Annotated in this window: 20 protein-coding genes; 14 read left to right on the forward strand and 6 right to left on the reverse strand. The window is 70.2% G+C overall.

Features of this window, described 5'->3' with window-relative positions; translation table 11 throughout:
• Positions 1 to 2 precede the first annotated feature (2 nt).
• From CCK91_RS06440 to CCK91_RS06455, 4 genes are all read right to left on the reverse strand, one after another.
• A complete protein-coding gene (locus CCK91_RS06440) occupies positions 3 to 2,357 on the reverse strand; it encodes a beta-glucosidase family protein (RefSeq protein ID WP_086473361.1) in 2,355 nt (784 codons plus the stop codon).
• Positions 2,354 to 3,247 carry a carbohydrate ABC transporter permease gene (locus CCK91_RS06445; protein WP_162852288.1) on the reverse strand — a complete coding sequence of 298 codons (894 nt, stop codon included), beginning with the start codon at positions 3,245 to 3,247 and terminating at the stop codon, positions 2,354 to 2,356. Before CCK91_RS06445 ends, CCK91_RS06440 begins: the two co-directional genes overlap by 4 nt.
• Entirely contained in the window at positions 3,247 to 4,203 is a 957-nt protein-coding gene (locus CCK91_RS06450; protein ID WP_086473362.1) for a carbohydrate ABC transporter permease, read from the reverse strand. The genes CCK91_RS06445 and CCK91_RS06450 overlap by 1 nt, the downstream gene beginning before the upstream one ends.
• Before the next feature lie 82 nt (positions 4,204 to 4,285).
• Entirely contained in the window at positions 4,286 to 5,545 is a 1,260-nt protein-coding gene (locus CCK91_RS06455) for an ABC transporter substrate-binding protein (RefSeq protein ID WP_159453329.1), read from the reverse strand.
• 258 nt (positions 5,546 to 5,803) lie between these two features.
• Between CCK91_RS06455 and CCK91_RS06460 the strand changes: the two genes are divergently transcribed.
• Genes CCK91_RS06460 through CCK91_RS06480 form a run of 5 tightly spaced genes read left to right on the forward strand, consistent with a single transcriptional unit; the run spans position 5,804 to position 14,324 of the window.
• Complete coding sequence (locus tag CCK91_RS06460; RefSeq protein ID WP_086473364.1) at positions 5,804 to 6,802, forward strand: LacI family DNA-binding transcriptional regulator; 999 nt, start codon at positions 5,804 to 5,806, stop codon at positions 6,800 to 6,802.
• 53 nt (positions 6,803 to 6,855) lie between these two features.
• Positions 6,856 to 9,066, forward strand: a complete 2,211-nt coding sequence (locus tag CCK91_RS06465; protein WP_086473365.1) for an alpha-galactosidase — start codon at positions 6,856 to 6,858, stop codon at positions 9,064 to 9,066.
• Positions 9,067 to 9,103: 37 nt separating this feature from the next.
• Positions 9,104 to 10,639 (forward strand): alpha-N-arabinofuranosidase, encoded by a 1,536-nt coding sequence (locus CCK91_RS06470; RefSeq protein ID WP_086473366.1) that lies wholly within the window; start codon positions 9,104 to 9,106, stop codon positions 10,637 to 10,639.
• Entirely contained in the window at positions 10,636 to 11,934 is a 1,299-nt protein-coding gene (locus CCK91_RS06475; protein WP_242664413.1) for a glycoside hydrolase family 27 protein, read from the forward strand. Before CCK91_RS06470 ends, CCK91_RS06475 begins: the two co-directional genes overlap by 4 nt.
• Positions 11,934 to 14,324, forward strand: a complete 2,391-nt coding sequence (locus CCK91_RS06480) for a glycosyl hydrolase family 95 catalytic domain-containing protein (protein ID WP_086473367.1) — start codon at positions 11,934 to 11,936, stop codon at positions 14,322 to 14,324. Before CCK91_RS06475 ends, CCK91_RS06480 begins: the two co-directional genes overlap by 1 nt.
• 20 nt (positions 14,325 to 14,344) lie before the next feature.
• On the opposite strand, the gene trxA is transcribed toward CCK91_RS06480, so the two are convergent.
• Both trxA and CCK91_RS19805 read right to left on the reverse strand, forming a co-directional pair.
• Positions 14,345 to 14,722 carry a thioredoxin gene (trxA, locus tag CCK91_RS06485; protein WP_086473368.1) on the reverse strand — a complete coding sequence of 126 codons (378 nt, stop codon included), beginning with the start codon at positions 14,720 to 14,722 and terminating at the stop codon, positions 14,345 to 14,347.
• A 95-nt stretch (positions 14,723 to 14,817) separates the two neighbouring features.
• Positions 14,818 to 15,705, reverse strand: coding sequence for a DUF2510 domain-containing protein (locus CCK91_RS19805; protein ID WP_086473369.1), 888 nt, complete (start codon positions 15,703 to 15,705; stop codon positions 14,818 to 14,820).
• 143 nt (positions 15,706 to 15,848) lie between these two features.
• Between CCK91_RS19805 and CCK91_RS06495 the strand changes: the two genes are divergently transcribed.
• The 9 genes from CCK91_RS06495 to CCK91_RS06535 all read left to right on the forward strand — a co-directional run bounded on the left by CCK91_RS06495 (position 15,849) and on the right by CCK91_RS06535 (position 25,584).
• Positions 15,849 to 16,229: a hypothetical protein gene (locus CCK91_RS06495; protein WP_086473370.1), complete on the forward strand. Its 381-nt coding sequence runs from the start codon at positions 15,849 to 15,851 to the stop codon at positions 16,227 to 16,229.
• On the forward strand, positions 16,226 to 17,068 hold the full coding sequence (locus CCK91_RS06500; RefSeq protein WP_086473371.1) for a helix-turn-helix transcriptional regulator: 843 nt from the start codon (positions 16,226 to 16,228) through the stop codon (positions 17,066 to 17,068). Before CCK91_RS06495 ends, CCK91_RS06500 begins: the two co-directional genes overlap by 4 nt.
• A gap of 162 nt (positions 17,069 to 17,230) precedes the next feature.
• Entirely contained in the window at positions 17,231 to 18,292 is a 1,062-nt protein-coding gene (locus tag CCK91_RS06505; RefSeq protein WP_086473372.1) for an ABC transporter substrate-binding protein, read from the forward strand.
• The gene (locus CCK91_RS06510) at positions 18,289 to 19,398 is read left to right on the forward strand and encodes a FecCD family ABC transporter permease (protein ID WP_242664414.1); all 1,110 of its coding nucleotides are present in this window, start codon (positions 18,289 to 18,291) and stop codon (positions 19,396 to 19,398) included. Before CCK91_RS06505 ends, CCK91_RS06510 begins: the two co-directional genes overlap by 4 nt.
• Positions 19,395 to 20,441 carry a FecCD family ABC transporter permease gene (locus CCK91_RS06515; RefSeq protein WP_086473373.1) on the forward strand — a complete coding sequence of 349 codons (1,047 nt, stop codon included), beginning with the start codon at positions 19,395 to 19,397 and terminating at the stop codon, positions 20,439 to 20,441. Before CCK91_RS06510 ends, CCK91_RS06515 begins: the two co-directional genes overlap by 4 nt.
• An 11-nt stretch (positions 20,442 to 20,452) precedes the next feature.
• Entirely contained in the window at positions 20,453 to 21,241 is a 789-nt protein-coding gene (locus CCK91_RS06520; RefSeq protein ID WP_086473374.1) for an ABC transporter ATP-binding protein, read from the forward strand.
• Complete coding sequence (locus CCK91_RS06525; RefSeq protein WP_086473375.1) at positions 21,238 to 22,890, forward strand: ABC transporter transmembrane domain-containing protein; 1,653 nt, start codon at positions 21,238 to 21,240, stop codon at positions 22,888 to 22,890. The genes CCK91_RS06520 and CCK91_RS06525 overlap by 4 nt, the downstream gene beginning before the upstream one ends.
• The gene (locus CCK91_RS06530) at positions 22,883 to 24,697 is read left to right on the forward strand and encodes an ABC transporter ATP-binding protein (protein ID WP_086473376.1); all 1,815 of its coding nucleotides are present in this window, start codon (positions 22,883 to 22,885) and stop codon (positions 24,695 to 24,697) included. The genes CCK91_RS06525 and CCK91_RS06530 overlap by 8 nt, the downstream gene beginning before the upstream one ends.
• Positions 24,694 to 25,584, forward strand: a complete 891-nt coding sequence (locus CCK91_RS06535) for a siderophore-interacting protein (RefSeq protein WP_086473377.1) — start codon at positions 24,694 to 24,696, stop codon at positions 25,582 to 25,584. Before CCK91_RS06530 ends, CCK91_RS06535 begins: the two co-directional genes overlap by 4 nt.
• The last annotated feature ends 31 nt before the right edge of the window (positions 25,585 to 25,615 follow it).

Consider the following 25,615-nt stretch of genomic DNA (forward strand, 5'->3'; position numbering starts at 1 on the left):
GGTCAGGCCTTCCTCGCGTCGACGCGCCGCCAGTCCACGCGGAGCTCGCGCGGCCCGACCAGCTCCCGCCTGCTGCCGGTCACCTCGATCGTGTGGGTGAGCGGACGCTCGAGTGCCGACGGCCCGGCGGACAGGACGTACGTCCCAGGTTCGACCACCCGGCTGCCGTCGACCCCGGTGAAGGACAAGCGGTCGGCCGACACCGAGAAACGCACCGTGGCCGACGTCCCGGCAGCGACCGTGAGGCGTGCGAATGCGAGCAGTTCGACCGAGGGACGCACGACGGAGGCGACCGGATCCGTGCCGTAGAGCTGGATCACCTCGACGGCGTCGTCGACGCCCATGTTCTGGACGGTGACGTCGACGAGGACCTCACCGTCGACGGCGAGCTCCGCTGCACTCGTGAGCGATCGGTAGCGGACGTCCCCGGCGGTGAGGCCGTGACCGAACGGGAAGAGCGGCGTGGGGTCGAGCACGCTGATCCCGCGGGAGGCCAGACCGAGCGGCGGTTGCAGGTACGTGCCCGGCATGGCCGGTGAGCGAGGGATCTGCACGGGGAGCCGTCCGCTCGGCTGCACCCGGCCGGACAGCAGCCCCGCGACGGCCGCCGCGCCCTCCTGGCCGGGGAAGAACGCCTGGACCAGGGCATCGGCCCGGTCGTAGTCCCCCAGCGCGTAGGGTCGCCCGGACAGCACGGTCAGGACGACGGGCGTCCCGGTCGCGAGGACGGCGAGCACGAGATCGTGCTGACCCCCTGGGAGGCGCAGGTCCTCGGCGTCACAGCCTTCTCCCGAGGTGCCATCGCCGAACAGGCCCGCGATGTCACCCACGGCCAGTACGACGACGTCGGCCGCACGGGCGGCCTCGACGGCGGCCGGAACGTCCTCCTGACCGATCTCGGTGATGCTGCATCCCGGTTCGACGACGATGTCCGCCGCGGGGAACTCGGTACGAACCGCGTCCAGGATCGTCGGGATGGTGATGCCGAGATCGTGCCCGGGGTGCTTCGACAGCACGTGGTTGGGGAACGCGTAGCATCCCACGAGACTGCGGAACTGGTCGGCCGCCGGCCCGATCACGGCGATGCGCGCTGGGGGCCGGAGCGGGAGCACTGCGCGGTTCCGGAGAAGGACGACCGACTCCTCGGCCAGACGCGTCGCTATGGCGCGGTTTCGGGGGCCGTCGAGATCGGTCGATGCGGCGTGCTCCGGCACGAGCGGACTCCCGTCGAGCAGGCCGAGCTCGATCTTCTGCCGCAGGTGCCGGAGCACGGCCCGGTCGACGAGCCGCTCGTCGAGCGCCCCGTCCTGGACCAGCCCGACGAGACCGGCGCCGTAGCCGGCGGTCTCCGGGAGCTCGACGTCGATCCCGGCGGTGAGGGCGAGCGCGCCGGCTTCCGTCGCCTCGCTCGCGACGTGGTGCATCGTCGCGAGGAACGGGATCGCCCAGTAGTCGGCGACGACGGTGCCGTCGAAACCCCAGTCGTCGCGCAGGATACCGGTGAGCAACTCGACACTGGCGCCCGCGGGGACGCCGTCGAGATCGGTGTAGGCGTTCATCACGCTTCGCGCTCCCCCGAGCCGGATCGCCGTCTCGAACGGCGGAAGCACGATATCGGCGAGCTCGCGGCGCCCCATGCTCACCGGGGCGTGGTTCTTCGCGCCTCGGGACGCGGCATAGCCGGCGAAGTGCTTGAGCGTCGCCACCACCCCGGACCGCTCGAGACCACGCACGTACGCGGCGCCGAGCTGACCCACGAGGTAGGGGTCCTCCCCCAGCGTCTCCTCGACCCGGCCCCAGCGGTAGTCGCGCACGACGTCGAGGACCGGCGCGAGTCCCTGATGGACCCCGACCGAGCGGAGGTCGTCTCCGATCGCCTCCGCCATCCGCTCCACGAGCTCCTCGTCGAACGAGGCGGCCCAGGCGAGCGGCGTCGGGAAGGCGGTCGCACCGTGCGCGGCGAACCCCGTCAGACACTCCTCGTGCGCGATCGCGGGGATACCGAACCGGTTGCCGGCCACGACCTGTCGTTGCCGTTCCCGCAGGCGATCGACGCCCTCGGCCACCGTCACCGGTTCGGTCCCGAAGATGCGCGTCAACTGCCCGAGGCCACCGGTGAAGTCGCCGGTGGACGCCGATGCCGGCGCAGCCGGGTCGTCGGAGCCGTCCACGCTCGGCGCGAAGTCGCCCGCCGCGTCGGTGAACCAGACCGAACCGAGTTGCCCGACCTTCTCCTCGAGGGTCATCTCACCGAGGAGTGCTCGCGCCCGCTCGTCGGGTGACGCCCGTCGGTCGTTCCAGATGCCGCGGACGCTGCCCGACGTGGTCGGCGTGACGCCGTCGTGTTGCAGGGTCATCCCTTGAACGCTCCGTCCATGATCCCGGTCACCATGCGCTTGCCGACGAAGATGAACGCGATGAGCAGCGGGATGGTGGCCAGGAAGGACCCGGCCATCGCCAGGCCGAGGTCGATCGACCGCTGCGACTGCAGGGCCTTGATCGCGATCTGGACCGTGTACATCTCGGGCGACTTCAGGACGATGAACGGCCAGAGGAAGTCGTTCCAGGATCCGACGAAGCCGAGCAGTCCCAGGACGAACGCCGCCGGTCGGATGACCGGGAAGACGATCCGCCAGAAGATCTGCCAGGTGTTGGCACCGTCGAGCCTCGCCGCCTGGAGCAGCTCGTCGCTCACGGAGCTCGAGATGTGCTGACGCATCCAGAAGATGCCGAACGCGCTCGCGAGGCCGGGGACGATGAGTGCCTGCAAGGTGTCCACCCAGTCGAGCGCGGAGATGATCAGGTACTGCGGGATCACGCTCAGCTGCGTCGGCACGGTCATGGTGAGGACCACGAGGATGAACAGCGCGTTGCGGCCGCGGAACTCCAGTTTCGCGAAGGCGAATCCGGCCAGGGCGCAGAGCAGCGCCGATCCGACGCCGATCGACAGCGCGACGATGAGGCTGTTGATCATCGATTGGATGAACGGCACGGTCTCGAGCACGAGCCCCACGAGGTGGAACAGATTGTCGCCCGGGTACAGCCGCGGTGGCAGGGTGGTCGCCGTCGCCGAGTCCGTGGTCGCGACGACGAACATGAAGTACAGCGGGAACATGCTCACGATGACGGCGCACACGAGGAGGACGTAGGTGTACCAGGGGATGCGGCCGATCCGGCCGCCGTTCCGTTTCCGGCCGGCGGAGGTCGCGCTCGCCATCAGCTGGGTGGAGTTGAGCGTCTCGGACATCAGCGTCCTCCTCGGGTGCGGGTGGACAGGAAGAAGTTCAGCAGGGCGACGAGGACGACGATCACGAACAGCGCGACGCCGATCGCCGAGCCGTATCCGAACTCGAACTGGCCGAAGCCCTGCTCGTAGAGGAACAGCGTGAGCGTCTGGCACTGTCGTGCCGCACCGCAGGTGAGGCCGGTGGCCGGGTTCACCAGCAGTGGTTCGGTGAACACCTGGAGCCCACCGATCGTCGAGGTGACGATCGTGAACACGATGATGGGACGCAACGACGGGATGGTGATGTAGACGAACTGCTTCCAGCCGCCGGCGCCGTCGACGGCGGCCGCCTCGTACACGTCGCGAGGGATCGCCTGCAGTGCCGCCAGGTACAGCAGCGTCGTGTAGCCCGTCCACCGCCAGACGACCATGAGCGCGACGAGGAACCACGAGCCGACCTTGTCGTTGAGGAAGTCGACGTGGTCACCGCCGAAGAAGCTGATGAGGTAGTTGAAGAGCCCGTAGTCACGGTCGAACAGCTGGGCGAACACGATCGTGGTCGCGGCGACCGAGGTGATGTACGGCACGAGCATCGCCATCCGGAACCCGGTGGCGAAGCGAAGGCGGACGTGGTTCAGCAGATGGGCGAGGCCCAGGGCGATGACCAGCTGCGGCACCGTGGAGATGATGAAGATCGCGAAGGTGTTGAGCATCGCGTTCCAGAACCGCGGGTCGGCCGCGAGCCTGGTGAAGTTGTCGAAGCCGATGAAGGTCTGCTGACCGATCGGGTTCCAGTCGAAGAGGGACACCACGAAGGTGAACAGGAGCGGGATTAGGCCGAAGACGGCGAAGATCAGGAAGAACGGGGCGATGTAGACGTAGGGGGCGAAGCGTTCCGGCAGGGTGTTGCGGATCCGCGTCCCGATACCGGGTGGCGACTGTTTCGGCAGCCGAGGTGGGGCGATGTGCGTGGTCACGATGATCCTTCAGGGGCGTTCCGGCGTGCTGCTCGGCCGGAACGCCCCGGGTCGGAGCGGACGGGTGGACGGGGTCGTCGGGTCAGCCGCCGAGGGCGTCCTTCACGGCCTTCATCGCGACGTCCCAGGCCTTGTCCGGTGGGGTGTTGCCGGCTTCGACGTCCGTCACGGTGTTGATCATCGCCGAACCGATCGTCGCCGTCTCCGGACCGTTGAAGAACGGCTTGAACTCCTGCAGGGACTTACCGAGCACGGCACCGATCTTCGAGTCGCCGAAGAACGGGTCGGTGTAGTCGGCGATCGCCGTGGACTCGTACGCGGAGACCGTGCTGGGCAGGGCGCCGGTGTCGGTGAAGTTCTTCAGCTGCGACTCGGGCGACTGCATCTCCTTGATGTAGGCCCACGCCGCCTCCGGGTTCGCCGCGCGCTTCGGGATGGCGAGGTAGCTGCCACCCCAGTTGCCGGCGACCTTGGGGACCGTCGTCACGCGCCACTGGCCCGAGGTGTCGGGAGCGTCCGTCTTGATGCTCTTCAGCATCCAGGAGGGAGCTGCCATCGCGGCGAAGGCGCCGTTGGTCTTGCCCGTGCTCCAGCCGGTGGAGAAGGCGGGGACGTTCGCGGTGATACCGGCCTCGATCGCCTTGATCGAGATGTCGAACGCCTCCTTCACCTGCGGATTCGTGTCGTACACGAGCTCACCCTCGGGCGTGTAGTACTTCTCGTCGACCTGGTTCACGGTCTGGAAGAAGACCGAGGTGCCGGCGTTGTCGAGGAACGGCTTCCCGGTGGCGGCGACGTACTGCTGGCCGACGGAGATGAAGTCGTCCCAGGTGGGCCAGAGCGCAGCGACCGCGTCCGGTTCCGACGGCAGGCCGGCGGCCTCGAAGAGGTCGGCTCGGTACGCCATCGACATCCCGCCCACGTCGGTCGGCACCCCGATGACGGCGTCGTTCTGGGCCACCGCCTGGTCCCAGACCCACGGCAGGTAGTCCCCTGAGATGTCGTCGGCGCCCATCGTGCTCAGGTCGACGAAGTTGTCGGGGTTCGCGACGAAGTTGGGCATGTCGTCCCCCTGGATGAGCACCAGGTCGGGGACCTTGCCGCCGGCCAACGCCGCGGTGAGCGCCTGGGCGGTCTCCTGCGTGCTGCCGACCTCGGTGAGCTTGACGGTGATGTCGGGGTGCGCTTCCTTGTACTTCTCGACATCGGCCTTCTGGTTGATGCCCGTGAAGGACCAGAACTGGAAGGTCTTGTCATCGCCGCCGCCGGACCCGGAACAACCGGTGACCAGGGCGCCGACCATGACGGCGACGGTTGCTGCTGCTGCAAGACGGAATTTCACTGGAAATCCCCCTCCTATGCGGGATCGTGTTCCGCGGTGTCGCGCTACGTTGCGGTCACCGGCCGGAGATCGCTCTCCGGCTCGCGCCGATGCCGACTGGATCGGGGAGCATCCGGACCGTTCGGGCGTGGTGATCACCATAGGCAGCGGGGTTCCAGGGCACCAGGGCAATATTGCGCAACTCGGAGACCGCTCTCTCGGATTCTGCGATGCTCGTTGCCAGACCACCGGCAGGTGGAGGATCGCAAAGGAGCGAGGATGCGCAAACCGACCCTGGTGGACGTCGCCCGAGAGGCCGGCGTCTCCCGAGCGACCGCATCGCGGGTCCTCGCCGGTGCCTCGACGGTCGACGCCTCGATGGTCGTCGCGGTGCGCGAAGCAGCCGTGAGACTGGCCTACCGCACGAACGTCGCAGCCCGGTCGCTCGCCGGCGGCAGGACGGGCGCCGTCGCGATCGTCCTCGCAGCGGGCGAGCTCGAGCCGTTCTCCGGATCGTTCGTCGCGGCACCGCTCAAAGGCGCCACCGCGGCGCTCCTCTCGGCAGCTCAGCAACCCGCACTCTTCCTCGCCGACCCGCGCCAACTCGACGCGCTCGTCGCCTACCTGGCGGCGCACTACGTGGACGGGGCGGTGGTGATCCTGCAGCACGAGATCAGCACCATCACCCAGGCGCTCGCCTCGGTGGACCTCCCCATCGTCTTCGTCGGCCGCCCGATGGGTGAGCACACGGAGGACGTCACCTTCGTCGACTCCGACAACTACGCCGGCGGTCGGCTCGCGGCGGAACATCTGATCGCGCTCGGCCGCACGCGGATCGGCGTCATCTCGGGTCCCGCCGACATGGCCGCCTCCAGCGACCGTGTCCGAGGCTGGCGGGACGTCCTCACCGAACGCGGCCTCGACACCCGTGCGGTCGCCCGAGGCGACTTCACCATGCCGAGCGGGTCGTCGGCCATGGCGCGGCTGCTCTCCCGGTACCCGGACCTCGACGCCGTCTTCGCGGGCTCCGACCTCATGGCTGTCGGAGCGATGCGCGTCCTCGAGGCCAGCGGCCGCACGGTCCCGCACGACATCGCGCTCGTCGGATTCGACGACACGGTCGTCGCGGCCACGGCGGAGCCACCGCTGACCTCGGTCCGCCAGCCGCTGGAGCAGATGGGCAGGGTCGCCGCGGAACTCGTCATGGAGCTCATCGCCGGCCGGACGACCGCTCCGCGCTGGCTCGACACCACGCTCGTCGTCCGGGACTCAGCCTGACCTTCGGCCTGCCCGGCCGTCACACACGCCTCACCGACCGGTTCGGAGGAACCATGTCCGACCTCGCAGCGACGCTCGAACACCGCGTCGTCCATCTGCAGTGCGACGGCGTCTCCGTCGTCCTCGTCCAGCACGGGACCCGTCTCCCGACGATCGCGCACTGGGGTGCCGCCGTCGAGGCCGACGACCTCGACTGGCTGGCCGCGGCCACGACCACCGTGCGGGGCGACCTCGTCGACGGCTCGGACGCGCCGTACGAACCGAGCCTGTTGCCCGAGCACGCGTCGGGCTGGCCTGGTCTCCCCGGTCTCCGCGCGCATCGCGCCGGGACGGCCTGGTCGTCGCGCTTCGACGTTGCCTCGGTCGAGGTCGACGGGACGGCCCTCCCGGCCGGCGAGGTGCGGCAGTACGGCGCCGCGCTGGTCGAGGTGACCGCGCTCGACGACCAGACCGGCAGCGCTCTCCTCGTGGCGATCGAACTGACACCGAGTGGCTTGCTGCGCACGCGCGTGACGGTCACGAACCGGGGCGACGACCTTCTGGAGATCGAGGGTGTCGTGCCGGCCCTCCCGATCCCGACGTCGGCTCGGGAGATCGTCGACTTCACCGGTCGGTGGGGCAACGAGAAGCTGCCGCAGCGGCTTCCGGTCACGACCGGGACGCACCTCCGCGAGTCGCGGCACGGTCGTCCCGGTCTCGACGCCACCGGGGTCACCGCGATCGGAACACCGGGGTTCGACAGCCGGACCGGCGACGTCTGGCTGTGCCATGTCGGTTGGAGCGGCAACCACACGATCGGCGTCGAGCGCACCGACGGACACCTCGCGTTCCGTGGCGGCGAGATGCTCCTGCCCGGCGAGGTCCGACTCGGCCCTGGCGAGGACCACCGGACCCCATGGGTGTACGGGGCCCACGGCGTCGGCCTCGATGCCGCCTCGTCGCGATACCACCGGTGGCTGCGTTCGACCTCGCGGGCGGCTCGTCGTCCGCGACCCGTCACCCTGAACGTCTGGGAGGCGGTCCTGTTCGATCACGACCTCGACGTCCTCACCGAGTTGGCGACCCGGGCCGCGGCCATCGGCGTCGAGCGCTACGTGCTCGACGACGGATGGTTCCGCGGACGTCACGACGACACCCGCGGCCTCGGCGACTGGACACCGGACCCCGAGCGTTGGCCGGACGGTCTCGCGCCGCTCGCCGACCGGGTGCGATCACTCGGCATGGAGTTCGGGCTGTGGTTCGAACCCGAGATGATCAACGAGGACTCCGACCTGGCACGGGAGCACCCGGACTGGATCCTCCGGGCGCGGGACGAGCTCCCGTCGCCCGTCAGACATCAGCACGTGCTCGATCTCGGCAATCCGGCGGCCTTCGACCACATCCTGCAGGCCATCGATACGTTGGTCGTCGAGCTGGGGATCGCGTACCTGAAGTGGGACCACAATCGCGACCTCGTCGACGCCGGCCATCCGTCGACCGGCCGGCCAGCCGTGCACGACCAGACCGAAGCCCTCTACCGGCTGCTCGACGAGCTCCGATCGCGGCACCCGCACCTCGAGATCGAGAGCTGCGCGTCGGGCGGAGGCCGCGTCGACCTCGGTGTCCTCGAGCGGTCCGATCGTGTCCACACCTCCGACAACCACGACCCGATCGAGCGGGCCCGGATGCTCCGGTGGACGGGGCTCCTCGTCCCGCCCGAGATGCTCGGGTCGCACGTGGCCTCGGCCAGATCAGCCACGACCGGACGCACGCACACGCTCCACACCCGGTGCGCGGTCGCCCTGCTCGGGCACTTCGGTGTGGAGTGGGATCTGCGCGAGCTCGACGATGCGGATCGGACGACCCTCGCCAGATGGATCACCGTGTTCACGCGGCATCGCGGACTCATCGCCACCGGCCGCGTCGTCGGCGACGGCGAGTGGGACGACGACGCTCCGACCCTGCGCGGGGTCGTCGCGGAGGACGGCACCACCGCGCTGTACACCCTCGTGACTCCCCCGCGGTCGGCCGACTCCCGTCGTCGGGTGCGCCTTCCCGGACTCCGCCCGGATGGTCACTACCGCCTCGCTGTCGCGCAGGACGACTCCCTCGGCCCGCGCTGGGTGATCCCGCAGTGGCTCCGGGATGCGCCGCCACTCGACGCCGACCCGGCCACGCTCGCGGCGGCGCCCGTGCTGAGCGGTGGCCAGCTCGCCGTGATCGGCCTCGACCTCCCCACCTTCCAGCCCGACCGCGCGATCACGATCCTCGTGACCGCCGTCTGACCCACGACCCGCTGCACAGAACAGGACCACATCACCCATGGATTCCACTGCGACCGTCACCGTCGACCTCGACCGGCCGGGCCCCACGATCAGTCGACACGTCTACGGCCACTTCGCGGAACACCTCGGGCGCGGCATCTACGACGGCTTCTGGGTCGGCGAGGACTCGCCCGTGCCGAACGTCGGCGGCATCCGGCTCGACGTCGTGGAGGCGCTCCGTGAACTGCGCATCCCGAACCTGCGCTGGCCGGGCGGCTGCTTCGCGGACCGCTATCACTGGACGAGCGGCATCGGACCTCGTGAGGATCGCCCGAAGCTCGTCAACACACAGTGGGGCGGGACGAGCGAGACCAACGCGTTCGGCACCCATGAGTTCATGGAGCTGTGCGAGCTCCTCGGTGCCGACGCCTACGTCTCGGGCAACCTCGGCTCGGGCACGGTGCAGGAGATGGCCGACTGGATCGAGTACCTGACCGGTGCCGGGGAGACCCCGATGGCCGAGTTGCGTCGCGCGAACGGCCGGGAGGAGCCGTGGGACGTCCCGTTCTGGGGCTTGGGCAACGAGCCCTGGGGCTGCGGCGGCAACCTGCGCGCCGGCGCCTACGCGGACCTCGCACGCCAGTTCGGTACCTTCTGCGAGAGCGGCGGGAAGGTCCCGCTCTACCGGGTCGCCGCCGGCGCCGACGGGTTCGACGTGGCCTGGACCAAGACGCTGATGGAGGTCGTCGCCGACGTGGCCACCCACCCGTTCTCGGCGACCCCCTGGGAAGCCGTCTCGGTGCACTACTACACGATCGGCGGCAGCTGGAAGGCGAAGGGCAGCGCGACCGGGTTCGACGCCGCGGAGTACTGGAGCACGATCACCGCAGCACAGGGCGTCGAGCAGCTGCTGTCGTCGCACGCCGCCGTCATGGACGTGTACGACCCGGAGGAACAGTTCGGCATGGTGCTCGACGAGTGGGGCACCTGGTGGGACGTCGAGCCGGGCACGCACCCCGGGCATCTGTTCCAGCAGAACACCATCCGCGACGCCATGGTCGCCGCCTGGCACTTCGACGTGTTCCACCGATTCGCGGGCCGGCTGCGCATGGCCAACATCGCGCAGACGGTCAACGTCCTGCAGGCGATGCTCCTGACCGATCCCGACGGCGGCGAGATGGTCCGGACGCCCACCTTCCACGTCTTCGAGATGAACAGCCCGCACCAGGACGCCACGTCCCTCCCGACGCACGTGGTCGGGCCGGTCCGCGACGCCGACGCCGCACACCCGGGTGGCATCCCGACCGTCTCCGCCTCGGCGAGCGTCAAGGACGGCGTCCTCCATTGCTCGCTGACGAACGTCGACCTCGACGCGCCACTCGTCATCGAGGTCGACGTCCGTGGCGGGTCCGTGGTCGAGCCGCACGGCCGGCTGCTCACCGCTGCGCGGCCCGACGCCCACAACCGTCCCGGTGAGACCGACGCCGTGTCACCGCGACCGCTCACGGGTCTCGACGTCACACCGACGGGTCTTCGCGTCACGCTCCCACCGCACTCGTTCGCCACGATCACGGCTCAGGTCGTCGCGCCATGAGCGAGGTGGAGATCGCTGTCACCGAGGTGCGTGCAGCACGTCGGGCGCGGGCGGACCGCCCGCCGATGGGCTGGAACAGCTGGGACTGCTTCGGAGGGTCCGTCACGGAGGCCGAGGTACTTGCCAACGCCGCGTTCCTGGCCGAGCACCTGCTGCCCGTCGGCTGGGACACGGTGGTCGTCGACATCCAGTGGTACGAACCGGCGCCCGGGGTCGGCGACTACGAGCGCGTCTCCCAGCCGACGCTCGACGCCTGGGGCCGGCCGCAACCCGCGCCGAACCGGTTCCCGTCTGCGGCGTCGGGCGGCTTCCGCGCGCTCGCCGACCGCGCGCACGCGCTCGGGCTCCGCTTCGGGGTGCATCTCATGCGTGGCGTGCCGCGGCGGGCCGTCGACCTCGACCTGCCGATCCTCGGCTCGACGGCCCATTGCGGGGAGATCGCCGATCCGACCAACGTCTGCCCGTGGAACCCTGACAACGTCGGCGTCGACATGACGGCCCCGGGTGCGCAGGCCTACTACGACTCGGTCATGGCGCAGCTCGCCGAGTGGGGCGTCGACCTCATCAAGCTCGACGACGTGCTCTACCCACCGATCCAGACCGCCGAGATCGAGGCCATCTCGCGCGCGATCGACGCGACCGGTCGACCGATGGTGCTCAGCCTGTCCCCGGGGAAGCGACTCTCGACCGAGCACCTCGACACCCTTCGATCGACGGCGCAGCTGTGGCGGATCTCCGACGACCTCTGGGACGACTGGTCGGCGGTGCTCGAACAGTTCCAGCGCCTGGCCCGCTGGGCGCCCCTCCAGCGTCCGGGGGCGTGGGCCGATGCCGACATGCTCCCGCTCGGGCGGATCGGCATCCGGGCCCACGTCGGTTCGGACCGGCTGAGCCGCCTCACCCTGTCCGAACAACAGACGCTCATGACCCTCTGGTGCATCGGCCGGTCGCCGCTCTTCTTCGGCGGCCACCTCCCGGACACCCCGGCGCACACGCTCGCGCTTCTGACGAACCCGGACGTGCTCGCACTGCTCGGCAGCGACGGGAGCCGGGAGATCATCCGCGACGGCGACCTCGTCGTTTGGGCGGCTGAGCTCGGCGAGACCCGGTGGCGCGCGGTGTTCTGGCTCGGCGATGCGGACACCGAGCTGCGGGTCCACCTGGCCGATCTCGGTTGCGCCGATCGATCGTCCGTCACGGAGCTGTGGAGTGGTCGGCCGTTGCCGGTCGTCGACGGTGCCGTCGACACGGCCCTGCCCGCGCATGGTGCCGTGCTGCTCCGACTCGACCACTGATGGATCACCGACAGCAGCGCGTCGAGCGTCATCGAATCGAACTCGACGGACCGGCCACCCGGTTCGTCGATCGGTTCCTCATCGGGAACGGGACGTTGGGCGCGGCGCTCGACGGCGTGCCCGGACGGGAGGGCATGGACCTCTCCCTGGACACGTTGTGGTCGGGAGGTCCGCGACGTCCTGGCGACGGGCCGGCGGGCCGCTCGCTGCCCAGTCCGCTGGAGTCCGTGCGCCGGGCGATCGCCGACGGCGATCCCGTGGCGGCCGATGTCCGCTCGGCTGCACTGCGCGGGACCACGTTCACCGAGTCCTTCCAGCCGCTCGGGCGCCTCACCATCGACTACGCGTCGCCCGACAGCGGTTCGCGCTCGACACGGACCTCCGATCTCGCGCGCGGCGTCGTCGAGACGACGTCCGCGAGCGGTGGCGAGGCGGTCACGCTCCACGCGTTCGTGTCGGCGGTGGACGACGTGCTGGTCGTCGAGCTGCTGGGTGACGGTGTCCGTGAACCGAGGGTCGGGTTCGCGACGCCGCACCCGTCGAGGACGGAGGAGCGCACGGTCGGCGACACCCGGTGGTGGTCGGCGACCGGCCGTGCGCCCGCGAGCGTGCGACCCTCGTATCTCGGCGGTGACGATGACGAGGCCATCCGGTACCCGACCGACGTCCCGGACGCCGACGGTCTCGTCGACACCGGCATGGCCTGGGCGCTGTCGATCGCGGTGCAACCGATCCCGGGCGGGTTCCGCCTCGTCGCCGGTGCACGATCCGGACACCGCGGGTGGCGAGATCGGCCGTTGGGCGACCCGTCCACGCTGCTGGAGCACGCCCGGGCGACGGTCTCGAGTGCGTTGCAGCGATCCGGCGAAGCGTTGCTCCATCGGCACGTCGCCGACCATCGGTCGCTCTTCGACCGCGTCGATCTGGACCTCTCGGCATCGGCGTCCGCGTCGGCCGACCTCGCGGAGCGGTACTTCGACCTCGGACGGGCGCTCCTCATCGGCAGCTCCCGACCGGGGACCGAACCGGCGAACCTCCAGGGGGTCTGGAACGATCAGGTCAGGCCACCCTGGAGCGCGAACTTCACCACCAACATCAACCTCCAGATGAACTACTGGCCGGCGGAGAGCACCGGCCTGGGTGACCTGGTCGAGCCACTCACCCGGTTCATCGGCGAACTGGTTGACGCCGGGCAGCGCACCGCCGGCGAGTCCTACGGCCTCGACGGGGCGGCAGCCCACCACAACAGCGACCTCTGGAGGCACACGGACGCCGTGCCGCTCGACGCGCACTGGGCGAACTGGCCGAGCGCGCTCCCCTGGCTCGTCGCGCACCTCCACCGCCGTCTGGACGACGGCGGAGCTGATCACGCCGCACGCGTCGCCGTCCTGCAGGCCGTCGAGCCGGTGGTCTCGTTCGTCCTGGGAATGGTCGTCACGGATGCCGCCGGATCGCTGGTCGTGAGTCCGTCGACCTCACCGGAGAACCGGTTCGTGGTCGACACGGATCACACGGCGGCGGTGACGGCCGGCGTGGCGATGGACCAGGAGCTGGCGCACGAGTGCCTCCGCGAGTACCTCGCCCTCGCGGAGAGGGTCGGCGACGGCATCGCGGACGTCGGGCTCCTGGCTCGAGCACGCGACACCGTGGCCACCCTCCGACTGCCGCAGGTCGGCCGCGACGGAACACTCCTGGAGTGGGCCGAGGAGCGGGAGCCGACCGAGCCCGGCCACCGACACCTCTCCCACCTGTACGGTCTGTACCCGGGGACCCGGATCACCGAATCGGCCACGCCCGAGCAATTCGAGGCAGCCCGACGCGCACTGCGACGGAGACTCGCGAACGGCGGTGGCGGAACCGGGTGGAGCATGGCCTGGGTCCTCTGCCTGGCCGCACGACTCCGTGATCCAGGGCTCGCGTCCGAGGCGCTCGACACGCTACTCGGTCCGATGTCATCGGCCTCGCTGCTCGACCTGCACCCGATGGGCGACCTCGACGACGTGTTCCAGATCGACGGCAACCTGGGTGGGACGGCCGGTGTCGTCGAGCTGCTCGTCCAGGGGCACGGCGGTGTCCTGTCGCTGCTGCCGACCCTCCCGGCCGAGTGGTCGGCGGGACGGTTCCGAGGGTTCCGGGTCCGGGGTGGACACGTCGCGGATGTCGAGTGGAGCCGTCATCGCCCCGTCGCGGCGACCCTGCTTCTCACGGCCGGCGGCGTGCTCGTCGAGCTGCCGGACGACGGCTCGATGATCACCATCACGGGCCCTGGCGGCGCACTGCCGACCCGGTTGGAGGACGGCGCCCCGGCCGGGCGGCGGCGGATCGGGCTCGACGAGCCCGGTGTCCACCGGCTTGAGTTCGCGCGTCCGCCCGGCGATCCGGAAGACTGACCGCCTCCTCCCGACGTCCGCTACTCGGCCTGTGCCTCGGCCTTCGCCGCTGCGATGGCGGCGTGCACCTCGGACATGTCGAGACCGCGCACCTGCGAGATGAGGTCCTCGAGTGCCGGCGCGGGGAGGGCACCGGCCTGCGAGAAGACGAGCACGCCGTCGCGGAACGCCATGAGCGTGGGGATCGACGTGATCTGCATCCCGCTCGCGAGCTCCTGGTTCGCCTCAGTGTCGACCTTGGTGAACACGACGTCCTGGTGCTGCTCGCTCGACTGCTCGAAGACGGGGCCGAAAGCCTTGCACGGGCCGCACCACTCGGCCCAGAAGTCGACCAGGACGATGCCGTCGGCCGACACGGTGTCCTCGAAGTTCGAGATGGTCAGTTCCTGCGTGGTCATCGTGTGCCCTTCGGATCGGTGGTCGGACGCGTCGCATCCGACTGACGAGCCTACCCGCGGACGACGGGCCGTCCTCCCCTTGTGCCGCGCCGCGGTCAGCGCCCGGGCGGCTGCTCCGGGAGGAGCAGGAGCCGGCGCTGTATCCGCGACATGATCAGGAGCACCCCGCCGAGGACCGCGAACAGGACACCGCCACCCACGACGATGCCGCCGATGAACCCTCCGAGGAAGCCGTAGCCGTCGCCGCTGCTGTTGACGAGGATGACCACACCGACAATCACGGCGAGCACACCGATCCCGAGGACGACCCAGGACATGACGAGATAGGTGCGGAACGCGCGCGCTCCATGGAACGTCGGCCGGATGCCGTACTGGGTTCCGACGTACTGGGCCCAGCGTGAGCCGGTCCACCACCTCGTCGCCCGAGGCGACACGGAGTACCACCCGGCACCGGGGCCGTCCTGCTCACCGGGCAACGGACGGACCACGTCGACGACCACCGGGGCACCGACCGGCTGCGGGATCCGCCGCACGGCGGTCGTCTGGGCGGCGATACCGAACCAGAGCAGCGTCAGGAGGAGCATCGGGAATCCGTTGAACGACAGGTGGGTAGACAGCGCGCCGAGGCTGAACTGCGCGATCGCCAGCACGAGGAAGACCGATCCGAACACCCAGGCCAAGCTCGGCTGCTCGGTGGTCGCCCAATCGGTCCCGGGCTTCCCGTTCTTGACCCTGAGCCCCGTCCAATGCGAGCCGTCCCACCATCGGAGCTGATCCGGCCCGGTCGGATACCAGCCCAGCTGCGGTCCGGACGGCAGCTGCGACGGCGACACCATGGGAGTCGGCGCCAGCGGTGCGACCGGCACCTGCTGTTGCTGCACCGGTCGCGCGGCGTCGGCCTCCTGAGCAGTCCACCGCGTTCCATCCCACCAGCGCAGCTTGCCCGGCTTCCCCGCCTCGTACCATCCCGGTGCAGCGGTCATCGCTGCTCCTTCCCCCGAAGATCACGCTCATGACGTCCATGCAGCGACCCCAGTGTCCCGTCTGCGAGTCATCGCGGCAAGCCGCCGTTGTCGAACATCGTGCGAGCCAGGTAGGTTGACGGCGACGCGATGAAGGGACCACCGTGGCCAGACGCAAGACACCGGAGCAGATCGCCGACGAGCAACGTCGCTACGAGCTTGCGCGATCGGCGAGCACGTTCGAGGAGTTCTCCGTCCTGGCGGAGGACCCCAATCAGGCGATCCGCGCCGCTGCGGCGCACAACCCGGCAGCCGACCCAGCGGCGTTGGAGCTCTTCCTCAAGGATCGCTTCTGGGGTGCGCGCATCGAGATCGCGCTGCACCCGAACGCGACCGACGAGCTCCTGCTCCGTCTCCTCGAAGCCGATCCGCGCAAGCGCGGCGTCGTCCACCACGAGGCGGAACGCCGGCTGGCAGCGAAGGGCGTCCACTTCGACGACGACGGCCTCCCGCTGATCGGCGACGCCGGCACGAGCGCGCGTTGAGCCCGTACAGCCAGGTCGACTGGGACGCGAGCCCCGAGCATCCGTCGTCCGTCGCCGAACCGTATCTGATGGGCACCGGCGTCGTCACCGACGAGGACACCGGGAGCCGACCGCTCTCGCCACCGCACCGTCATCCGGACGCCATGCTCGCCTGGTGCTACCGCGGCACCGTGTGGGTGCATCTCCCGAACGCGATGTGGCGCCTCGCACCGGGTCAGGGCGTCTGGATCCCAGCACACACGCCGCACACCGCGCACCACGAACGCGACTCCACCGGGTGCTACACCTACCTCCCCGCCACCTCGCTGATCGCGCCCGTGGAGACCGTCACCCAGGTCCTGGTCCCGCGTGCGGTGCAGGAGATGTTGCTCCACCTCGGGATCAACGACATGCCGACCGACCTCCGGGTCCGTGCACAGGCGGTGCTCATCGAGATGCTGCAGCAGCCCGCCGCGGAGTCGGCGGACGGCTGGGGCGAGATCCCGATGCCGTCCGACGATCGTGTCCGTCCGCTCGTCCGTGCGATCCTCGCCGACCCGGGTGACCTCCGGGGCGCGCGCGAGCTGTTCGACGTGCACGGCCTCCACGAGCGCACCGTGCTACGGATCTTCCAGCACGACACCGGGATGAGTTTCGCCCGGTGGCGGACGGGCGTCCGGATGACGCTGGCGGCGCGGCTGATCATCGACGGCATGCCGATCGGGGCGGCCGCGCACCGGTGCGGGTACGCGTCCTCGAGCGCCTTCTCCGCGAGCTTCCGAGCCCGGTTCGGCATGACCCCTCGGGAGTACGTGGCACGGGTGCAGGCGGACCCCGCCCACCAGCTCTACTGGCGCTGATCCACCCGGGCACGCACCACCGTGTCGGATCCGCGACAGAACTCGTCGGTTCCTCGACGCTGTCGCGCGCGGAAGCGCCCTACGATCGTTCTGTTAGGACATGCTTACCTAACTTCTGGATCGCCAGCGGTGATCCCACTCCCCCCTCTTCAAAGGAGCCCCATGCCGCACGCTTTCGCGCGCCCGAACGTCCGCCGAGGATCCACCCTCCTCGCCGCCGTCATCGCCACCGCTCTCGCCCTCGCCGGATGTTCGGCCGCCACCGGCGACACCGGATCGACGACGGCATCGACCGACGGCGTCGTCATCGAACACGCCCACGGTGAGACCGTCATCCCGGAGAAGCCGGAACGGATCGTGGCTCTCGGGTGGATGACGCCTGACATCGTCGCCGCCCTCGGCACCAACCCCGTCGGCATCGAAGAGGTCTGGGGTGCCGGTGAGAGCGGCTACCAGCCCTGGTTCGAGGACTACGTCTCCGAGGCGTACGGCGAGATGCCCGAGATCATCCCCTTCACGGACGACGGCCCGAACTACGAGGCGATCAAGTCCCTGAAGCCCGACCTGATCCTGAGCCTCTACTCCGGTGTCACCGACATCGAATACGAGCGGCTCACCGAGATCGCCCCGACCGTCCCCTACATCGAGGGACCCTGGAACCCGGGCACCTGGGAGGGCATGACCCGCACCGTCGGGAAGGCGATGTCGGAGGAGGCCAAGGCCGAGGAGCTCATCGGCGAGACCGAGGACCTCATCACCTCCCTCGCCGACGCACACCCCGAGTTCGACGACAAGAGCTTCGTCTGGGGCCTCACCCTGAACGAGGGCGGGACGGACCTCGGCGTCTACCTCGAGTACGACCCGCGGGTCCGCATCACCGAAGCGCTCGGCTTCACCTCGACCTCGGCGATGGACAGCTTCCTCGCGAGCGCCGAGGGCGACAACTGGTACACCGGCGTCAGCCTCGAACAGCTCTACGACGTGGACGCCGACCTGTTCGCCGCATGGGGCGGAAGTGCCGAGGAAGGGACGTACACGGTCGAGAACGCCGTGGTGTCGCGCTGGTCGCCGATCGCCGCCGGGTCCTACGTGATCTACGCCGACGCCGCCAAGGCCTCGGCGATCAGCGCGCCGACCGTCCTGTCCCTGCAGTACGTCCTGCCCGGCTACGTCGACGACCTCGCAGCGGCACTGCAGGGCGAGCCGACCATCGACGGCAAGTGACGTCGGAGATCTCCCGGTCCGCCGCCCCGTCAGCAGCGCCTGCTGCGGGCGGGGCGGCGGACGTCCCGATGCCCGGTTGGGCCGGACGCGCAGACGTCTCGCCCCACCGCACCGGGACCCTCGCCGTCGGGCTCCTCGTCGCCACGGTGGTGCTGATCGCCGCAGCCGTCGCCTCACTCGCCATCGGCAATCGGGCCATCGATCCACTGACCGTCGTCCGCGCGCTCGTCGCCTACGACGACGCGAACCCCCTGCACCTCATGGTCATGGAGCTGCGCGTCCCACGGACGCTGCTCGGCATCCTGGTCGGTGCGGCGCTCGCCGTCTGCGGCGGGCTCATCCAGGCCTTCACCCGCAACCCGCTCGCCGACCCGGGCATCCTCGGGGTGAACGCCGGCGCGTCGTTCGCCGTGACCTTCGCGGTCGGTGTCCTGGGACTGACGACTCCCGGCACCTACGTCCCGTTCGCCCTGGCGGGTGCGTTCATCCTCACGGTGATCGTCTACACGCTCGGATCCGTCGGGGCCTCGGGCGCGACCCCGATGAAACTGACCCTCGCAGGGGTCGCCCTCGGTGCCGCCTGCACCGGTTTCACCACCGCGATCGTGCTGCGGGACGAAGGCACCCTCCAGGTCATGCGCTTCTGGAGCGTGGGATCCATCGGTGGACGCACCCTCGACCAGCTCACGTGGGCTGCTCCGCTGATCGTCGCGGGCCTCGTGATCGGTCTGCTCTGCGCCCGGTCGCTGAATGCCCTGACCCTGGGAGACGAGCTCGCCCAGGCGCTCGGTGCGCGAGTGCGCAGCACCCGGGTGTGGGTCGTCGTGGCCGTCACCCTCCTGGCCGGCACGGGCGTCGCAGCCGCCGGTCCCATCGCCTTCGTGGGACTCATGATCCCCCATGTCGTGCGGTGGTTCACAGGCCCCGACCAACGCTGGGTGCTGACGTACTCGATGGTGATCGGCCCCGCGTTCCTGCTGCTCGCCGACGTCCTCGGCCGGATCGTGCTGCCGTCCGGAGAGCTCCGGGTGGGGATCGTCACGGCCCTCCTCGGCGCCCCCATCCTGATCATGCTGGTGCGTCGGAAGCGGGTGAGCGGACTGTGAGCGTCATCGACCACGGACGACGGCTGATCCGCGTGGAGACCGCGCACATCGCGACGCTCGTACCCGTGCGGTCCGTCCTCGTGTGCCTCGCTCTCATCGTGGTGATCATCGGAGCAGGGCTGTTCGCGACGACGATCGGAGCGTACGAGATCGGCTTCGACGCGGTGATCCGGGCGATCGTCGACCCCGCATCCGACCCGGACGTCCGCCAGGTCGTGACCGAGTGGCGACTGCCGAGGGTGCTGTTCGCGGTGCTCTGCGGAGCGGCGCTCGCGCTCGCCGGGGGCATCTTCCAGTCGCTCACCCGCAACCCGCTCGGCTCACCGGACATCATCGGGTTCGGTGTCGGCGCGCAGTTCGGCGTCACGCTGACGATGCTCGTCCTCGGGCTCAACACCTACCTGTTCAAAGCCGCCGGGGCACTCGTCGGCGGTCTGCTGACAGCCCTCCTGGTCGCCCTCCTCGCGAACCGCCACACCATGTCGTCGTTCCGGCTGATCATCGTCGGCATCGGTGTCTCGGCCGGGCTCGGTTCCCTCACCTCCTGGATCCTCATCTCCGTCAGCGTCGAGCAGGCGATGATGGCGGCCACGTGGGGGGCCGGATCCCTCGCCTCGCTCGGCTTCGACCAGCTGCTCCCCGCCGCAACGGCCTTCGTCGTGTTCGCCCTGCTGGCGCGGCCACTCCGACGCTCGCTCCCCGTGCTCGAGATGGGCGACGACACCGCCATGGCCCTCGGAGTGCGCCCTGGACGCACCCGGCTGATCGCCATGGTCGTCGGTGTGGCCCTCGTGGCGCTCGTCACCGCCGCGGCCGGCCCGATCTCGTTCATCGCCTTGGCAGCCCCGCAGATCGCTCAACGGCTCACCCGCTCGAACACTCCGATGGGCCTCGCGCCGGTGATGCTCACCGGAGCCGCCCTGGTCGTCGTCTCCGACGCCGTCGCCCAGCTGCTCGCGGTCCCGGTCGGCGTGGTGACGCTCTCGGTCGGGGGCATCTATCTGACCTGCCTGCTGGCCGCCCAGTTCGTGCGCCGCACGTGAAAGGAACCCCCATGACCACGTCGCTCCTCGCCCGCGACCTCACCCTGGGCTACGGGGATGCTCCGATCGTCTCCGAGCTGTCGCTCGAGGTGCCGGACGACTCGTTCACGATCATCATCGGACCGAACGCCTGCGGCAAGTCGACCCTGCTCCGCGGACTCGCGCGGCTCCTGCGCCCGACCGCCGGCGCGGTCCTCCTCGATGGTGCTGACATCCGCGCGTCGAAACCGAAGGACACCGCCCGCCGACTCGGGCTCCTCCCCCAATCCGCCATCGCCCCCGACGGGATCACCGTCGCCGACCTCGTCGGGCGCGGGCGGTTCCCGCACCAGAGCGCGATGCGGACGTGGAGCAGCGCCGACGAAGCGGCAGTCTCGGAGGCGATGGCCGCGACCGGGGTCACGGAGCTGTCCCGCCGGCTGGTCGACGAGCTCTCGGGCGGCCAGCGGCAACGCGTCTGGGTCGCGATGGCACTCGCCCAGCAGACCAAGCACCTGCTGCTCGACGAGCCGACGACCTTCCTCGACATCGCGCACCAGATCGAGCTGATGGAGCTGTTCACGGATCTGCACCGCAACGGCACCACCCTCGTCGCGGTCCTCCACGACCTCAACCACGCCGCCCGCTATGCGACCCATCTCGTCGCGATGCGCGACGGCGCGATCGTCGCTCAGGGCGATCCGCAGGAGATCATCACCGCCGACCTCGTGGAGGCCGTGTACGACCTGCCGTGCCAGGTCATCACCGACCCCGTCTCCGGCACCCCGCTGGTGCTCCCGCTCGGACGGCGGACCCGATGAGCAAGACGACGACCAGCACGCCGCGGCGCCTCTTCGGCATCGCGCTGGGAGCGGACGGTCGCGGCGCCATGCTCGTCGCCGCGACCGGCCTCCTCATCGTGCACGCTCTGTCGGAGGCGGCGATCCCCGTGATCATCGGGGCGACCATCGACCGTGCGGTGGTGCCGTCCGATCCGGTCGCCCTCGGGATCTGGATCGGGGTCCTGGTCGGAACCTTCCTCGTCCTGACGGTGAGCTACCAGTCGGCGTCGCGCCTCATGGTGTCGATCTACGGGCACGGCGAACAGGCGCTCCGGCACCTCACGCTGTCCCGGATGCTTCGGCCGCAGCTCTCGCGACAGAACCTTTCGGCGGGTGAGGCGCTGACGGTCGTCACGTCCGACACCTACCGGGTGGCCGGGGTCGCCTGGTCGGTCGCGCAGCAGTCGGCGACCATCGCGGCCATCATCGGAGCCGCCCTGGCGATGTCGGTGATCTCGCCGGTGGCGACGATCGTGGTGTTCGTGTCGACCATCGGGATGATGCTCGTCATGCGCGTCGTCTCTCGACCACTGGAACGCCGAGGCTTCGCCGAGCAACGGGCGGCGACCGAGGCCGGAGCGGTGGCCGCCGACTTCATGAGCGGGTTCCGGGTGCTCGTGGGCATCGGCGGGCGTGCTGAGGCCGTTCGCCGCTATGACGCCGCCAGTGACGTCTCACGACGCGCAGCGACGGCCGCCGGGCGGTCCCTCGCCCTCTTCGACGCCGTGAGCGGCACGCTGGCGGCATTCGTCATGGCCGCACTCGTCGGCCTGTCCGCCTGGTTCGCCGCGGAGGGGCGGATCAGCATCGGCGAGCTCGTGACGGTGCTCGGCCTCGCGCAGTTCATCAGCGGATACCTCGCACAGGCGGGAACATTCCCGTCCAACTGGATCCACAAGCTCGCCTCCGCCAAGCGCTTGGCCGCGGTCGTCGACGCCGACGACCTGCTCGAAGCGCGCGGTCGGCCGGACGAGCCGTCCGACTCCGGCCCTGCGACCGACGTCGTGCTGTCCTTCCTCCTCGAACACCAGGACCGACCGGTGGACGTCCGTGCTGGTGAACTCCTCGGCATCCGGCCGCCAGACAGCGACACCGCGCGCGCCCTCTCCCGCCTGCTCGGCATGCGGACCCCCGCGGAGCGCGGCAGCGTCTCGCTCGCCGTCGACGGCAGGCTCGTCGACCAGGTGGACCTCGACCCGGTGGCGTACCGCCGTCGTGTGGTCGCGCCACCGCATGGCCAGCGCATCATGAGCGGCACCCTGGCGGAGGCGGTCCGCGGTCATGACGTGACCGGCGACCCGGACGCGGTGTTCGTGGGCATGGCGGCGCTCGACGATGCGGTCGTGCAGCTCGGCGGCTGGTCGTCACCGGTCGGTGAGGCGGGTAGGCGGCTCTCCGGCGGGCAGCGCCAGCGCATCGGCATCGCCCGGGCGCTCCATGCCGGTGCGGACGTGCTCGTCCTCGACGAACCGACGTCGGCCGTCGACGTCCTCACGGAGACCCGCATCGCCCGAGCACTCGCGGCGCACGACGGCACCGTCGTCGTCATCACCACCTCGCCTGTCCTGTTGAACGCTTGCGACAGAGTCGTCGAGCTCACTCCCGGTTCGGAGACCCGCCATGACTGATCCCGCCATGGAGCCCACCACCGCCGAGATGCTCCCCGTCGCCGACGGCTCCCGCGTCCGAACCGTCGTCGGTGCCCTCCTCCGACGACACCGCGGACGGACCGCCGCCGTGGTGGTCCTCTTCCTCGCAGCCGCCGCACTGGGTGTCGTGATGCCCGCGTGTCTCGGGCGGATCGTCGACGCCGTCGCTTCCGATACCGGGCTGAGCGTCGTCTCAGGCTGGGTGGCCGCAGCCGCCGTCGGCGCTGTCGGGGCCGTCGCGGTGACGCTGTGGGCGACTCGGGTGCTCACGGGGCTGGTGCAGGACCTGCTCGCCGAACTGCGCGAGGACGTGTTCGCCTCGGCCATGCGGCTCCCGGTGAGCACCGTCGACGACGGCGAGCGTGCCGATCTCCTGTCCCGGGTCACCGGCGACGTCGATGCGGTCGCGGAGGCGGGCGGGAACGTCGCCCCGACACTCCTCTCCGCCGGGTTCGCGATCGGAGTGTCGGCCGTCGCCCTGGCAGCCGTCGACCCGTGGCTCGCGCTCGCCGGTCTCGCCTCGGTGCCGTGCTACGTCCTCGGGACCCGGGCGTTCCTCCGGCGATCCCGAGTGGTGTTCCGAACGGTCCGGATCCGCGAGGCATCGCGCAGTCAGGCCGTGCTGGACGCGGTCGACGGCGCGGAGACCCTCGCCGCGTTCGTGGGCACGGACCACGCGCTCGAACGTGTCCGGGAACGCGCGGCCGCCTCCATCGACGCGCAGATCGAGGGCGTGCGGGTCGCGAACCGCTTGTTCCGATGGATCAACTCGGGTGAGCTCGTCGGGCTGTCGGCGATCCTGGCGACCGGCTTCCTCCTCAACCTGCAGGGCACGATCACCGTCGGGCTCGTGACCACCGCCGCGCTCCTGTTCCACCGGCTGTTCGATCCGGTCGGCCGGCTCATCTTCGGGCTCGACGACATCCAGCGGGCCACGGTCGGGCTGGCTCGGCTCGTCGGGGTCATCGACCTCGCGGCGGCTTCGTCGTCCACAATGACGGATTCACGCTCGCCCGTCGGCGGTGCCGCAGACGGTGTCGCCGCACCGCCCGGGATCCGAGTGCGTGACCTGACATTCCGGTACCGGACCACGGACCGCGGGATCACGCAGGTCACCCTGGACGTGCCGCCCGGAACGACCACGGCGCTCGTCGGCACGTCCGGCTCGGGCAAGAGCACCCTGGCGCGGGTCGTCGCCGGACACCATCCCCCGACGTCGGGGCGTGTGCTCGTCGACGACACCCCGTACTACCTGTCGCAGGAGCTCCACCACTTCCGCGGCTCGATCGCCGACAACCTCAGGCTCGGGGCTCCGGACGCCAGCCGGGACGAGATGGTCTCGGCGCTCCGTGCCGTCGGAGCCGAGTGGGCGGTCACCGCGTTGCAGGACGACCCGGCGGCGGACCCGACCGACTCGAGGGAGTCGCCCGTGCCGCTGGACGAGGGACGCATCCAGCAACTCGCGGTCGCTCGGGCGTTCCTGGCGGACCCGGCGATCGTGATCCTCGATGAGGCGACGGCCGACGTCGGCTTGCACCATCGCGACGCCGTCGAAGCGGCGATCGCCGTCCTCCGGACGGACCGGACCGCGCTGCTGATCGCGCACCGGTTGGAGCAGGCCGCCACCGCCGACCGGATCGCGGTCTTCGCGGACGGTCGGATCGTCCAGCACGGCACGCACGCGGAACTCCTCGCCTCCCCCGGCCCCTACCGCGAGTCCTGGCTCGCGCACAGGCCGCACCCGACCCAGCACACCGAACCGACCCGAGAGGCCGAGACGCCATGAAGATCCACCGCGGCATCGTGACCGCAGCGACACCCCTGAGTCCGAACCTGATCCGCATCACCCTCGGCGGTCCGGGCGTCGAGGACTTCGTCAGCACCGGCACGGGCGATGAGTACGTCCGCGTCTTCTTCCCCCACGGTGCCGACCCGACGGAGGTCTCGCTCCCGGTACCGGCAGGCGACTGGTGGGAGACGCCGGAGGGCTCCCCGCAGGCACCGATGCGGACCTACACGATCAGCGCCGTGCGGCAGGACCCCCTCGAGATCGACATCGACTTCGTCGTGCACGAGGCCGGGGTCGCGGGGCCGTGGGCGGCTCGCGCCCAGCCCGGGCACGTGCTCGGCCTGAACTCGCCCACCGGCCTGTACGCGCCGCCCGCCGACATCGGTTGGCAGGTCCTCGTCGCTGACCTCACCGGTCTTCCCGCAGTCAAGCGCATCGTCGAACAGACACCGCCCGGACTGCGGACCCGCGTGGTGCTCGAGGTACCGAGCGAGCGGGATCGGATCGTCATCGAGACGAACGACGATGTGACGGTGACCTGGGTGGTGGGCGGCAACGGACACGGCCCGAGTGCGCTGGGCCGGCTCGTCCGGAGTGTGGTGGACGAGCGCCTCCCGCTCGATCAGGGCTACATCTGGGTGGCGGGTGAGACGGTGGCCCTCCGCGACGTGCGCAAGTACCTGCGCAAGGAGCTCGGGCTACCCGCCACCCGGTTCAAGGTCGTCGGGTACTGGACGCCGATCGCCGCGTGGGACGAGAAGTTCGCCGCCCTCCCGGCGTCCGTCCAACAGGAGCTCGACGCGATCTGGAGCACCGAGGAGGACGCCGAGCCGGAGGACGTGCAGATCCGGTTCGAGGAGCAGCTCGACCGCCTCGGCCTCTGACCGCGGTGGGGCCCGCCGCCGGAGGGCCGTC

The organism is Plantibacter elymi (nom. nud.), from assembly GCF_900177795.1.
In the GTDB taxonomy this organism is placed as follows: domain Bacteria; phylum Actinomycetota; class Actinomycetes; order Actinomycetales; family Microbacteriaceae; genus Plantibacter; species Plantibacter elymi.

Coding starts and splice junctions, on each gene's coding strand:
- CCK91_RS06440 (WP_086473361.1), bottom strand. CDS start 2,357: ATGACCCTGCAACACGACGGCGTCACGCCGACCACGTCGGGCAGCGTC.
- CCK91_RS06480 (WP_086473367.1), top strand. CDS start 11,934: ATGGATCACCGACAGCAGCGCGTCGAGCGTCATCGAATCGAACTCGAC.
- trxA (WP_086473368.1), bottom strand. CDS start 14,722: ATGACCACGCAGGAACTGACCATCTCGAACTTCGAGGACACCGTGTCG.
- CCK91_RS06475 (WP_242664413.1), top strand. CDS start 10,636: ATGAGCGAGGTGGAGATCGCTGTCACCGAGGTGCGTGCAGCACGTCGG.
- CCK91_RS06445 (WP_162852288.1), bottom strand. CDS start 3,247: ATGTCCGAGACGCTCAACTCCACCCAGCTGATGGCGAGCGCGACCTCC.
- CCK91_RS06505 (WP_086473372.1), top strand. CDS start 17,231: ATGCCGCACGCTTTCGCGCGCCCGAACGTCCGCCGAGGATCCACCCTC.
- CCK91_RS06460 (WP_086473364.1), top strand. CDS start 5,804: ATGCGCAAACCGACCCTGGTGGACGTCGCCCGAGAGGCCGGCGTCTCC.
- CCK91_RS06465 (WP_086473365.1), top strand. CDS start 6,856: ATGTCCGACCTCGCAGCGACGCTCGAACACCGCGTCGTCCATCTGCAG.
- CCK91_RS06530 (WP_086473376.1), top strand. CDS start 22,883: ATGACTGATCCCGCCATGGAGCCCACCACCGCCGAGATGCTCCCCGTC.
- CCK91_RS06525 (WP_086473375.1), top strand. CDS start 21,238: ATGAGCAAGACGACGACCAGCACGCCGCGGCGCCTCTTCGGCATCGCG.
- CCK91_RS06470 (WP_086473366.1), top strand. CDS start 9,104: ATGGATTCCACTGCGACCGTCACCGTCGACCTCGACCGGCCGGGCCCC.
- CCK91_RS06520 (WP_086473374.1), top strand. CDS start 20,453: ATGACCACGTCGCTCCTCGCCCGCGACCTCACCCTGGGCTACGGGGAT.
- CCK91_RS19805 (WP_086473369.1), bottom strand. CDS start 15,705: ATGACCGCTGCACCGGGATGGTACGAGGCGGGGAAGCCGGGCAAGCTG.
- CCK91_RS06535 (WP_086473377.1), top strand. CDS start 24,694: ATGAAGATCCACCGCGGCATCGTGACCGCAGCGACACCCCTGAGTCCG.